The organism is Acerihabitans arboris, assembly GCF_010131535.1.
In the GTDB taxonomy this organism is placed as follows: Bacteria; Pseudomonadota; Gammaproteobacteria; order Enterobacterales; family Enterobacteriaceae; genus Acerihabitans; species Acerihabitans arboris.
Window position 1 is genome coordinate 74,613 of the sequence record NZ_WUBS01000006.1, and the last position, 12,401, is coordinate 87,013.

Below are 12,401 nucleotides of genomic sequence, written 5' to 3' on the forward strand. Positions count from 1 at the left end.
CCGCGGGGATCCCGCCTTGCAATTGATCCGTCACTCGCTTAGCCTTTAGGCGAACTGTGGGATGGCGATACGGTAATGAATCTTGAGACCACCATGCTGATGCAAATTAGATTAGCCCAGCCGGCCGACGTCGCGGGTATGTTCCATGTCCGAACGTCGGTGACCGAGAACATCCTGTCCAGGGATGAGTTGGCCGAAGCAGGCATAACCGAGGCTTCGATCACCAAGATGATCCTCGGCGCTTCTTGTGCCTGGGTGGCAAACGATAAGGGCCAGGTCGTTGGTTTTTCGATGATTGATCTCGCGGAAGGTTCACTGTTCGCCGCGTTCGTGCTACCGTCCCATGAAGGTAAGGGCATTGGCAAAATGCTCGTGCAAGCCGCGGAGGAGGCTTTATTCCGGCAACACACCGTCGCATGGCTTGAAACAGGTAAGTCGACCCGTGCCGCTGGTTTCTACCGCCATCTGGGATGGGGAATGGAGCAGGACGTTGGCGGGGGCGATATCCGTCTTGAAAAAAAACGGCGCATCTAACGTCGTTGCGGCTAGCGTAAATTGAGCTCCTTATGCCGGGTGTCGCCACTCCTTTCAGGAAGCACAGGATTATTTGCCGGTTTTCTCCACGATGGCGCAGTGTCTCGTCCAGCTTCTCGACTTATCCCGGTGAATGGCGGATGGACCATGTTAGCTTGGCCACAAGTGTTCCATCTGTTAAGGCCTTTGTTGCGAGGAGATAGATTTTGGCAATAATCAGGACCGCCGTGCTCTCAGACGCACCCGCTATTGCATCGTTGCTTTCCGATCTCGGTTATCCAGACACCGGCGGGTTTATCAACGACAGGATGCAACAGCTTCTTGCGCATCCTGATGAAACGCTGCTGGTGGCGGAAGAGGACAACAGCATCCTCGGCGTCGTTTCACTGCATTTTATTCCCCAGTTGGCGCTGGCCGGTGATTTTTGCAGGATTAGCTATTTTTGCGTGGACCCGGCCGCCCGGGGTAAAGGAATTGGCAACGCGCTTGAATCCCGTGCGCAAGAATTGGCCCTTGCGCGCCGCTGTGACAGAATTGAAGTGCATTGCCATGCCAGACGGACCGATGCCCACCGTTTTTATTATCGGCAGGGGTATGCTGAATCACCTTTATATTTCTGCAAACGGATCAAAAGGGATAACTGATGCGTGATGCTGTGAACAGGCCACCTCCCTACCGTATACAACCTAGGGCTGGTAAACAATCACCGTCACTCAGCCAGTCACAGGCAAGGGGCGGTCATTCAGGGATGCAAATGAGAGAACTAAAGCTCGCCACGTAGGCGTTATTTAGATGCTGGGTGATGGAAAATGTTGGAATTCCTTACGGCTCAACCGGTCATTGAAATTCAGCAGGTTGAGTTTAATGGGGAGGAATAGAGAGCCACGTCATCAACCGGCAATTTCCAATAATGGGCGGAGCTGATTCGGGGGGGCGGGTCATCAAAACGATGTTACTGATTAAATGTTGGCTTAATTTCCGGGGCAGGTCAACACGACAGATGCATTCGGCCTCATTAATATTGAATAGCAAAATAATATGATGACATCATTCATTTCACAAAAAATTAATATTTACTTAATTTCACTCAAGCCAATATGATGATAAAATACAGATAAACATCATTATCAAAAAAATCAATCTATTTGTTCTCTAACCACTATAAAAAATATTATAACCAATTGTTTATATTATCTTAGCAACTATTTTTCGTTATTCACTGCTTGCCATAATGAAAAGCAATCCGTTATTATAACCCGGCATTATTCTATTATTGCCGGGACACTCACTCCCTATCCTACTAACGGCATAATATGCAGGTTGTGTTATGTCGTTATCTAAGTAATCATTGCACAGCGAGCTAACCCTCGTTTGTCATGTCAATGGTGGCTCAGATCGGGCAGCTTAAGAGCTGGCCGCGTGGTAGGGCGGTAGTGAGATCCCGATTTGGGCCACCGCCATCGATTTTTTTCGCGGTGGCGCTTGCAACTGAGGCCACCGTATCTGTTTTCTTGCTTGCCATGAGTGAATATTTACGCCGTACCTCTTCTTTTTCAGGTGATTGCCATGGAAAATCTTATCAATCCCGCTGAGCTGTGTTTTGACGATGTGCAGGGCCAATGTCAGGCGCTGGCCTATGCCGCGTATAAAATCGAAGATGAAGATGTCCGGGAGCTGTTGTTATATACCTTGATAGAAAAACAGCAGCAGCTGGAAATTCGGTTACCGGCTACCCAGCTGATAAAGGTCGACTCGCTGAATTAATACTGCTGCTTTTAATGACCCTGCAAGTCCCATAATGAGAGAGGTGGAGTTGCAGCCCCCGGCTGAGCCACATGCGTCAAGGCAAACTGCGTCTGGCCCAAAACATAGGGTGGTACAGATTTACGACATAAAAAACGGGCGGCAATAAGGAGATGGTAATTGTTCTAATGTTGTAGAAACAGAAGTTTCCCTGGTGTAATGGATATGGGGAAATGATTGAGTTCGATATGGCTATTGACGTAGCGAAAGAATGCGTTAAACAGCGCGTACCGCATGCAAAGGATGTTACTGTCAAAGGAACAGTGATTTCTGATGATGTTAAATTGTAGGGAGTAACATTAAGTTATGTGTTGGAAGATCATTGCTTACCTGAAAATTTTATCAAATATAATAATTTTTGGGCATTGGTTCAGATAATGAGTAATAGGAGATGGGACGGATTTGACGAGGCCGATTATCAAATTGTTGTAACTTTTATGAAAAGCCATGGAAATGTTTCATAACCCACTATATTGCTGCGAAATTATTTAATCTCATTGATGTTAAGCAAGAAGCAGGCGCAAAAGCCGATGAAATTGCCAGAGTCATGTTGAGGACTTTTCTCATATAAATTCGAAAATGGATGATTACCACCTATGATCAAAAATATCGTTAATATCTTTTATTGGCCCTGGAAAGAAACGCCAACGCCAGAAAGCGGAGTCTGCGCTCGGCTTGTCGCGCAACTGGAAGAGATCCGGCAATCGGATGCTGATTTGAAAAATTCGTCCGAGGCTACCTTGATTGCACAGGAAATAGTAAAAGCATCAGACTTAAGGGGAATAAACCTAAGCGGATTAAACCTGCGCGGTGTATACCTGGGCGGGGCAAACCTGGGCAAAGCGGACCTGAGCGGGGCGGACCTGCGCGGGGTAAACATGGCTCTGGCAAACCTGTCCAAGGCAAACCTGGCCGGGGCAAATCTGGCCGGGGCAGACCTGACCGATGCAAATCTGAGCGAGGCAACCCTGACCGGGGCGTGTCTGGATGAAGCATGCCTATCCCGGTCAGATTTGCACAAAGCAAATCTGACCGGAGCAAACCTGAAAATGGCAAGGCTGAAGATGGCAGATTTGCGCGGAGCAAACCTGACCGGAGCAAACCTGACCGGAGCAGCCTTTAGTAGAGCAGGAGTAAATAGGGCGGTTCTGACCGGGGCAAACCTGACCAATGCGAGGGTAATGATTGATATTAACACTTGGATGCCCCTCCTTTTTGCACTCAGGGACTTTCCGCGCCAGCTAGACGGGGCTAGCCTGCAGTTGACATTGCCTGACCGGTGGGATAAAGCCATGCTGGACAGGCATTTAAACCACATCAAATATCCCGGGATCGAGAGTCTGCTGAAGCTTATAGACAGTCTGGGTAATAACAAGCTGAAGGTACAATTTGCTTTACAATTGATGGAGTCATTACAACATGTTGACGTTTCTACCGTTGCGTTACCCCTGCGGTCTATCCTCGGAAAATCCCCTTATTCCAAAGATGAACGCCTGTCAGCGTGGCTGGACCTGATTTCTTTGGCAAAGCAGGAGTAAATAGGGCGGATCTGGCCGGGGCAAGCCTGACCAATGCGAGGGTAATGATTGATATTAACACTTGGATGCCCCTCCTTTTTTCACTCAGGGTATTTCCGCGCCAGCTAGACGGGGCTAGCCTGCAGTTGACATTGCCTGACCGGTGGGATTGGGATGAAGCCATGCTGGACAGGCATTTAAACCACCTCAATCATCCCGAAAGCGGCAGTCTGCTGAAGCTTATAGACAGTCTGGGTAATAACGAGCTGAAGGTACAATTTACTTTGAAATTGATGAAGTCATTACAACATGTTGACGTTTCTACCGTTGCGTTACCCCTGATGTCTATCCTCGGAAAATCCCCTTATTCCAAAGATGAACGCCTGTCAGCGTGGCTGGACCTGATTTGCGCCGGTTATCCACTATTCATCCAGCGCAGTCTTCGGCACGGAAGATAATTTCCCGATAATGCTCAGGTATTATGCCTGGGCCTTGATGGCAAAGGCGAAACAGCTTGATTCGGCTGTTTTTGACTCAGACCAATTTACCAACTGGACAAATCGTTTGCTGGGGCTGAAAGGGAAATTTACCTGCGTTGCGATGTTATCTCAAATGATGACGGAACATAGCGGAAAACGGTTTCAAGAGGTACTGGCAGGCATCATGCCCCCCGCCTGGAACTGAACGCAGCCGAAGGCGGCGCTTTGATGAAATAAACAGGATGTTTAGATTTCAATAATATATTTCACATTGGCATCATTAAGTGATGAGTTGAAAGATTATTGCTCACTTGAAAATATTATCAAAGATAATAATTTATGTATGCGCCTTGGTGCAGATAATGAGTAATAGGAGATGGGACGGATTTGATGAGGCCGATTATCAAATTGTTGTAACTTTTATGAAAAGCCATGGGAATGTTTCATAACCCACTATATTGCTGCGAAATTATTTAATCTCATTGATGTTAAGAAAGAAGCAGGCGCAAAAGCCGATGAAATTGCCAGAGTCATGTTGAGGACTTTTCTCATATAAATTCGAAAATGGATGATTACCACCTATGATCAAAAATATCGTTAATATCTTTTATTGGCCCTGGAAAGAAACGCCAACGCCAGAAAGCGGAGTCTGCGCTCGGCTTGTCGCGCAACTGGAAGAGATCCGGCAATCGGATGCTGATTTGAAAAATTCGTCCGAGGCTACCTTGATTGCACAGGAAATAGTAAAAGCACCAGACTTAAGGGGAATAGACCTAAGCGGATTAAACCTGAGCAATGTAGACCTACATGGGAAAACACTGGCCTGGGCAAACCTGAGCGAGGCGGACCTGCGCAAGGCGAACCTGCGCGATGCAAACCTGGGCGGGGCAAAACTGGGCAAAACGGACCTGCGCAAGGCGGACCTAAGCTATGCAAACCTGGGCGGGGCAAACCTGGGCGGGGCAAAACTGGGCAAAGCGGACCTGTCCGGGGCAAACCTGGGCAAAGCGGATCTGAGCGGGACGGGCCTGCGCAAGGCGGACCTATGCTATGCAAACCTGGGCGGGGCAAACCTGGGCAAAGCGGACCTGAGCGGGGCGGACCTGCGCATGGCGGGCCTATGCTATGCAAATCTGGGCGGGGCAAACCTGGGCGGGGCAAAACTGGGCGATGCAAACCTGGGCAAAGCGGATCTGAGCGGGGCGGACCTGCGCAAGGCGGACCTATGCTATGCAAACCTGGGCGGGGCAAACCTGGGCAAAGCGGACCTGAGCGGGGCGGACCTGCGCCAGGCGAAGCTGCGCGGGGCGGACCTGCGCGGGGCGGACCTGCGCAAGGCGAACCTGCGCGATGCAAACCTGGGCGGGGCAAAACTGGGCGGAGCAAAACTGGGCAAAGCGGACCTGAGCGGGGCGGACCTGCGCAAGGCGGACCTGTGCGGGGCGGGCCTGCGCGAGGCAACCATGCATATGGTAAACCTGACCGGAGCAGACCTGCGCAAGGCGGACCTGTGCGGGGCGGACCTGCACAGGGCAAACCTGACCTGGGTAAACCTGACCAATGCGAGGGTAATGATTGATATTAACACCTGGATGCCCCTCCTTTCTGCACTCGGGGTATTTCCGCGCCAGCTAGACGGGGCTAGACTGCAGTTGACATTGCCTGACCGGTGGGATGAAACCATGCTGGACAGGCATTTGAACCACCTCAATAATACCGAGAGCGGCAGTCTGCTTAAGCTTATAGACAGCCTGGGTAATAACGAGCTGAAGGTACAATTTGCTTTGAAATTGATGAAGTCATTACAACATGTTGACGTTTCTACCGTTGCGTTACCCCTGCTGTCCATCCTCGGAAAATCCCCTTATTCCGACGAAAAGCACCTGTCAGCGTGGCTGGACCCGATTTGCGCCGATTTTATGCAGAGATATGCCGGCACTGTCATGCCGCCGCTGGATGAGCCGGTTATTACTGCGCTACTTTATTATTTTCAGCGTACTCCACCGCTGATGTTGCAACACAATCACCTATTTATCCAGTTAATCAGCCGGGGCATCCCCCGGGAAGATACCTTGCGGGAGAAAAACATTGAGCTTTACAATCGCTACCTAAGCGATGAACAGGTTATTCCCTATACGCGGCTGAACATCTTTGGCAATTTCAAGGGCCGGCCGGATTGGTCGACCCCCTTTGCCGATAATTATGTGCTGTTTTCTTCCCGGGAAAACGGCCCGGTGATAATGCTGTCACAACATACCCTGAACGGTATGCTGAAACCCGACCCGGCCAGGCCGGTCTGGAACCATATTTTTGTTTACCGGGGGTTGGAAAACCAAAGCGCCGGCCAATATCAGCTGTCCGAACTCTTTGAACATGATTTCCACCTGTTTCTTGGGCCGTATAAGGAGAAGGAGAGAGCCGCCGGTTTTCGCAAATTACTTAACGCCATGCAGCTTGGCGCTATGCGCCCTCTGTTTGAATCCGCAACCAGGGAGAAATCCTGTTCGGAAAAGCTGGTCAGCCCAGAAAAGCGAGAGGAGCTCAAGAACATCTTCGATACCCTACTGGATCCCTCGCCGGAGAATGACCGCTACTTTTTAAAAGAGGCGCATTATCAGGCGGTAATGGCCGCAAGTGGTTTGTCCGCCGCTGACCTGAGCCAACAGGCCCGGACGTTGCTTTGCCTGGCCGCGGTGTTTATCCGCTATTCATCCAGCGCCGTCTTCGGCACGGAATATGATTCCCCGATAATGCTCAGGTATTATGCCTGGGCCTTGATGGCAAAGGCGAACCAGCTTGATTCGGCTGTTTTTGACTCAGGCCAATTTACCAACTGGACGGATAGTTTGCTGGGGCTGAAAGGGAAATTTACCTGCGCTGCGATGTTATTTCATATGATGACGGAATATAGCAGAAAACGGTTTCCCGAGGTACTGGCAGGCATCATGCCCCCCGCCTGGAACTGAAAATGGCCGCCGGCGATCGCGCTGTCAAGGGAGCAGTCCTTCTTGCTTAGTGCGACACGGCACGCAACATTCACCTCCGCTTCAGAAGAACTGCATATCACCCAAAGCGCGGTAAGTCATTAACTGAAGAATCGTTCGGAACCCGCCTTTGTCAATAGCCGCTCAAAACTCCCGGCAGGCTCAGCCGCATTCGTCACCTGTGCCAGGACTTTTATGCGCAGCGTCGCCGTCGCCGGTCATAGAGGAGGCCATCCGACGCATTGTTCGGCAAGCCTTTGATTTAAAAAACCTGCCCAGTTCACTGAACGCCCTCGGGGGCCGAAAAAATCGTCAGACGTTAAACAGGAAGTTCATCACATCGCCGTCTTTGACAATATACTCCTTGCCTTCGGAGCGCATCTTGCCGGCTTCCTTGGCGCCTTGCTCGCCTTTATAAGTGATAAAGTCGTCAAAGGCGATGGTCTGCGCGCGGATAAAGCCCTTTTCGAAATCGGTGTGGATTTTACCTGCCGCCTGCGGGGCTGTGGCGCCGACCGGGATGGTCCAGGCGCGCACTTCCTTCACCCCGGCGGTAAAGTAGGTTTGCAGGTTCAGCAGCTCGTAGCCGGCGCGAATCACCCGGTTCAGGCCCGGTTCATCCAGCCCCAGCTCCGCCATGAATTCGGCCCGTTCGTCCTCTTCCAGTTCGGCGATATCGGATTCCACCGCCGCGCATACCGGCACCACCACCGAGCCTTCGGCTTCGGCAATCTTGCGTACGATATCCAGATAAGGATTGTTTTCGTAGCCGTCTTCATTGACGTTGGCAATATACATGGTGGGTTTCAGCGTAAGAAAACTCAGGTAGCGGATGGCCGCTTTTTCTTCATCAGCAAGATTCAGCGTGCGCAGCATTCCGGCCTCGCTCAAATGGGGCAGGCATTTTTCCAGCGCGGCAAGTTCGATTTTTGCCTCTTTATCGCCGCCTTTGGCGCGTTTTTGCACCCGGAACAGCGCCCGTTCACAGGCTTCCAGATCGGACAGCGCCAGCTCGGTATTAATAACATCGATATCATCCGCCGGATCGACCTTGCCGGCCACATGGATAATATTGTCGTTTTCAAAACAACGCACAACGTGACCAATGGCTTCGGTCTCGCGAATATTGGTCAGAAATTGGTTGCCCAGTCCTTCGCCCTTTGACGCCCCTTTAACCAGGCCGGCGATATCAACGAATTCCATGGTGGTCGGCACGATACGCTGCGGCTTGACGATGGCCGCCAACTGGTCCATGCGCGGGTCGGGCATCGGCACCACGCCGGTGTTCGGTTCAATCGTGCAGAACGGGAAATTGGCCGCTTCAATCCCCGCTTTGGTCAATGCATTGAATAGCGTGGACTTACCCACGTTCGGCAGACCCACAATACCGCATTTGAAACCCATGGTTATATCACCTTAAATAGCTTTATTATCAGATGGTTAAATTTAGCTAACAATACCATCAATACCTTAGCGCCCTATTATACACACAAACCGGCCATAACTCGATTGACGGCGGGCGGGTCGTTGCCGCCGGCATTTCGATGCCCGGCTGCCGCGTCGGGGCCTGGCTGGCGGGCCAGCACCCTACAAAACGGCGCTCAGGCCGCTTTGAAGCTATGCAGGCGGTTCATGGCTTTCACCGGGCCGTCCTGGATTAAGATATCGGTACATTTAATCGCTTCATCAATGGCCTGCCCGATCAAGGCCTGCTCGCTAGCGGGCGGTTTGCCCAGCACAAAACCCACTACCTTGGTTTTATCGCCCGGGTGGCCGATGCCGATGCGCAGACGATGGAAATTGGGGTTATTGCCCAGCCGGCTGATGATATCCTTCAGGCCGTTATGGCCGCCGTGCCCGCCGCCCAGCTTCAGGCGGGCGTTGCCCGGCAGGAGGTCAAGTTCGTCATGCGCCACCAGGATCTCTTCCGGCAGGATTCGGTAGAACGTGGCCATCGCCGCCACCGCCTTGCCGCTCAGGTTCATAAAAGTGGTCGGGACCAGCAGCCTGACATCCTCCCCGGCCATCGCCAGGCGGGCGGTATAACCGTAAAATTTGCTCTCTTCCTTCAGCGGCTGGCGAAACTGGTCCGCCAGCAGGTCAACATACCAGGCGCCCGCGTTATGCCGGGTGGCGGCATATTCCGCGCCCGGATTCGCCAGGCCAACGATCAACTTGATAGTCATTACGCTATAATTCTCTGCTTTTCCAATAATTTTAAGATGCCAACCGATAGGGGACCCGATGGGCCGTTGCCTTGCGCGCGCGCGGTCCCCGCGGCTTATGATACCAGTCGGCCATGTTAGCAGATTTAAGCCGGAGCGGCTTATCCAAACTGGAAGGTCTTTCTTTAAGGTACGGGCAGGGGCAATAATAAGGCAATGCGCCGGACGGGCGCTGGAAAAGAGGTAAATAATGAACCTAAGGCTGGCGCGTCCCGATGAGGCGCAGGAGTTATGGGGTATCCGCAACCAGGCGGTACGGGCGGGATGCGTCGAGGTATACGATGCGGAAACCATCAGCGCCTTCACGCCCGATACGATGCCGGCGGGCTTTCGCGCCTGCGTCATGCAAAATCCCTTTTTTGTCATAACCGATACGGACGCCGACAGGCCGGTGGCGACCGGGTACCTGGATATTGAACGTCGGCTGGTGGAAGCCATCTTTACCCTGCCGGCGTATCAGGGCAGGGGGTGCGCTTCAAGGATTATGCGGAGAATCATAGGCGAAGCCAAAGCCCGGCATTTGCCGCGTTTAGCCCTGTCCTCCACGCCTAATGCCGTGGATTTCTACCGTCGCCACGGGTTCAGGGTGCTGGGACCGGCGCAATATTATTCCCGTTCGGCGCAACGCTATCTGCCCTGTATCGAGATGAGGCTGGATATGGATCAATAGCCTGTGCGCGGTTGTACCATGGGCGTGTTGCGGCGTCAGTACGATGCCAGTAACAATGCCAGTAACAATGCCAGTAACAATGCCAGTAACAATGCCAGTAACAATGCCAGTAACTACAGTCGCGCTAATCTTACAGCAGGGCGCAGAACAGAATAATAACCCCCAACGCCAGCGCCATGGTGGACATCACTTCCAGATCGTCAGTGTACATAATCACCTCCTCTCTTTTGTCCAGATAATGGCTCCATCCGCCGCGCGGGGTTGTGATCTGCTATTCATAAATTCTGCAAGAATGCATGTCAGGGTGTTATTGGCCAGGCAGTTGATCCAGATCAATTCGCCGTCAAAGCAGTAAGATAACGCTTTATTGATTTGTGTGACTAATTGTTGAGGATGTGATCCGGGGCACGATGCCCTTAGCGATATATTGACTATACTTTACACAGATACAAAGGACGGCAACGAGAAGAATTCACGATTTCATTGATTAACCCGGAGGTGAACGATGAAACGCAAATCAGCACTGCTGTGCGGTAACAGCTTGATGGGCCTGGGTATGGTAATGATGGTTGCCGGGCTGGCCTGCTCAGTGTTAAACCAGCTGCCGCAACTGCATTTTACCGCGCTGGTCGCCCATAGCGCAGTCATGGGGATATTTATCGGCGCGCTGTTATGGGTTGCGGGCGCCCGCATGGGTGGGCATGAACGCATTAGCGATCGTTACTGGTGGCACCGCAGATTTGACGAACGCTGCCGTCGCACCGGACACCGTTAATCATAAATTAAACCGCATGGAATATAGACAGCATTGAATCGACGGAGCAGTATTTCCTGCACTGTCGGTTGTACAACCGGTCATCAATTGACGCCATTGACACGGTGTCTGTGTCTCATACTGCATGTTAAAAGCGATAACATTCAAAAAATAACGACATAGGTAACAACCCAAATGACTGGTTTTTCTTCCCTATCCTGAACCTGCCTTGCCGGTTCGGGATTTTTTTGCGCTCAATCCAGCAACCCGCATGCCGGAAGGTTAACGACCAAAGCCCGGAGAAACGCTGCCGCGTCCCGCGGCATCATCCGGCGTGTGGAATGTCTGGACTGGCGTGCCGCCGGGACGGCATCGCCGGTGGAAATTAATGCTCGAACATGGCCGAAATGGACTCTTCGTTGCTGATGCGGCGAATAGCCTCGGCCAGCATGCCCGACAAGGTCAGGGTACGGACGTTGGGCAGCGCCTTGATCTTCGGATCCAAAGGGATGGTATCGCAAACAATCACTTCATCGATAACCGAACTCTTGATGTTTTCATACGCGTTCCCGGAAAAGATCGGATGGGTGGCGTAAGCAAAAACCCGTTTTGCGCCGCGATCCTTCAACGCTTCGGCCGCTTTGCACAAAGTGCCGCCGGTATCGATCATATCGTCGACCAATACACAGTCGCGACCCGCCACGTCACCGATGATATGCATCACCTGGGAAACGTTTGCGCGCGGACGACGTTTATCGATAATGGCCATATCGGTATCGTTGAGCAGTTTGGCGATCGCGCGGGCGCGGACCACGCCGCCGATATCAGGCGAAACCACGATCGGATTCTCCAGATCCTGCTGCAGCATATCCTCCAGCAAAATCGGACTGCCGAACACGTTGTCCACCGGGACATCAAAGAAGCCCTGGATCTGTTCCGCGTGCAGGTCCACCGTCAGGACACGGTCTACCCCTACGCTGGATAAAAAGTCCGCCACCACTTTCGCGGTGATGGGCACGCGGGCGGAACGCACGCGGCGATCCTGGCGGGCATAACCAAAGTAGGGGATAACAGCGGTGATACGTCCGGCGGATGCCCGGCGTAACGCGTCGACCATGACCACCAGTTCCATCAGGTTGTCATTGGTGGGCGCACAGGTGGACTGGATGATGAAAATATCACCACCGCGTACATTTTCATTGATTTGCACGCTGACCTCGCCGTCGCTAAAGCGACCTACAGCGGCGTCACCAAGGCTGGTGTATAAACGGTTGGCAATACGTTGTGCTAGTTCCGGGGTGGCGTTACCAGCAAAAAGCTTCATATCAGGCACGAGAAGAACCTCAGGCTTGCGTCCAGAGAAGGTATTGCACAGCATAACACTCGGGACCGGAGCGCCATACAGGGCAATGCCACACGGGTATATATTATTAAG

General features: G+C 52.1%; 12 protein-coding genes. 9 read left to right on the top strand and 3 right to left on the bottom strand.

The features are described from left to right. The first annotated feature begins 75 nt into the window (after nt 1-75). The 7 genes from GRH90_RS09670 (at nt 76) to GRH90_RS09700 (ending at nt 7,299) form a co-directional block, all read left to right on the top strand. A complete protein-coding gene (locus tag GRH90_RS09670; RefSeq protein ID WP_246235964.1) occupies nt 76-534 on the top strand; it encodes a GNAT family N-acetyltransferase in 459 nt (152 codons plus the stop codon). A gap of 206 nt (nt 535-740) precedes the next feature. Next, on the top strand, nt 741-1,178 hold the full coding sequence (locus GRH90_RS09675; protein WP_178113099.1) for a GNAT family N-acetyltransferase: 438 nt from the start codon (nt 741-743) through the stop codon (nt 1,176-1,178). Nucleotides 1,179-2,100: 922 nt separating this feature from the next. Then, the gene (locus GRH90_RS09680) at nt 2,101-2,298 is read left to right on the top strand and encodes a hypothetical protein (protein WP_162365737.1); all 198 of its coding nucleotides are present in this window, start codon (nt 2,101-2,103) and stop codon (nt 2,296-2,298) included. Between the two features lie 635 nt (nt 2,299-2,933). Next, entirely contained in the window at nt 2,934-3,875 is a 942-nt protein-coding gene (locus GRH90_RS09685) for a pentapeptide repeat-containing protein (RefSeq protein WP_162365738.1), read from the top strand. Between the two features lie 44 nt (nt 3,876-3,919). Further along, nucleotides 3,920-4,312 carry a hypothetical protein gene (locus tag GRH90_RS09690; RefSeq protein WP_162365739.1) on the top strand — a complete coding sequence of 131 codons (393 nt, stop codon included), beginning with the start codon at nt 3,920-3,922 and terminating at the stop codon, nt 4,310-4,312. A gap of 10 nt (nt 4,313-4,322) precedes the next feature. After that, nucleotides 4,323-4,538: a hypothetical protein gene (locus GRH90_RS09695; RefSeq protein WP_246235966.1), complete on the top strand. Its 216-nt coding sequence runs from the start codon at nt 4,323-4,325 to the stop codon at nt 4,536-4,538. A gap of 496 nt (nt 4,539-5,034) precedes the next feature. Then, entirely contained in the window at nt 5,035-7,299 is a 2,265-nt protein-coding gene (locus GRH90_RS09700; RefSeq protein WP_162365740.1) for a pentapeptide repeat-containing protein, read from the top strand. A gap of 330 nt (nt 7,300-7,629) precedes the next feature. On the opposite strand, the gene ychF is transcribed toward GRH90_RS09700, so the two are convergent. Together ychF and pth are read right to left on the bottom strand one after the other, a co-directional pair. Further along, on the bottom strand, nt 7,630-8,721 hold the full coding sequence (ychF, locus tag GRH90_RS09705) for a redox-regulated ATPase YchF (RefSeq protein WP_162365741.1): 1,092 nt from the start codon (nt 8,719-8,721) through the stop codon (nt 7,630-7,632). Between the two features lie 197 nt (nt 8,722-8,918). After that, nucleotides 8,919-9,503 (bottom strand): aminoacyl-tRNA hydrolase, encoded by a 585-nt coding sequence (pth, locus tag GRH90_RS09710; protein WP_162365742.1) that lies wholly within the window; start codon nt 9,501-9,503, stop codon nt 8,919-8,921. A gap of 229 nt (nt 9,504-9,732) precedes the next feature. Between pth and GRH90_RS09715 the strand changes: the two genes are divergently transcribed. Together GRH90_RS09715 and ychH are read left to right on the top strand one after the other, a co-directional pair. Then, entirely contained in the window at nt 9,733-10,212 is a 480-nt protein-coding gene (locus GRH90_RS09715; RefSeq protein WP_162365743.1) for a GNAT family N-acetyltransferase, read from the top strand. 505 nt (nt 10,213-10,717) lie between these two features. Continuing rightward, nucleotides 10,718-10,987, top strand: coding sequence for a stress-induced protein YchH (ychH, locus tag GRH90_RS09720; protein WP_162365744.1), 270 nt, complete (start codon nt 10,718-10,720; stop codon nt 10,985-10,987). Between the two features lie 364 nt (nt 10,988-11,351). On the opposite strand, the gene prs is transcribed toward ychH, so the two are convergent. Beyond that, entirely contained in the window at nt 11,352-12,299 is a 948-nt protein-coding gene (gene prs / locus GRH90_RS09725; protein WP_162365745.1) for a ribose-phosphate diphosphokinase, read from the bottom strand. Between the last annotated feature and the right edge of the window lie 102 nt (nt 12,300-12,401).

Coding starts and splice junctions, on each gene's coding strand:
- GRH90_RS09670 (WP_246235964.1), top strand. CDS start 76: ATGAATCTTGAGACCACCATGCTGATGCAAATTAGATTAGCCCAGCCG.
- GRH90_RS09680 (WP_162365737.1), top strand. CDS start 2,101: ATGGAAAATCTTATCAATCCCGCTGAGCTGTGTTTTGACGATGTGCAG.
- GRH90_RS09685 (WP_162365738.1), top strand. CDS start 2,934: ATGATCAAAAATATCGTTAATATCTTTTATTGGCCCTGGAAAGAAACG.
- GRH90_RS09690 (WP_162365739.1), top strand. CDS start 3,920: ATGATTGATATTAACACTTGGATGCCCCTCCTTTTTTCACTCAGGGTA.
- GRH90_RS09695 (WP_246235966.1), top strand. CDS start 4,323: ATGCTCAGGTATTATGCCTGGGCCTTGATGGCAAAGGCGAAACAGCTT.
- ychF (WP_162365741.1), bottom strand. CDS start 8,721: ATGGGTTTCAAATGCGGTATTGTGGGTCTGCCGAACGTGGGTAAGTCC.
- pth (WP_162365742.1), bottom strand. CDS start 9,503: ATGACTATCAAGTTGATCGTTGGCCTGGCGAATCCGGGCGCGGAATAT.
- GRH90_RS09715 (WP_162365743.1), top strand. CDS start 9,733: ATGAACCTAAGGCTGGCGCGTCCCGATGAGGCGCAGGAGTTATGGGGT.
- ychH (WP_162365744.1), top strand. CDS start 10,718: ATGAAACGCAAATCAGCACTGCTGTGCGGTAACAGCTTGATGGGCCTG.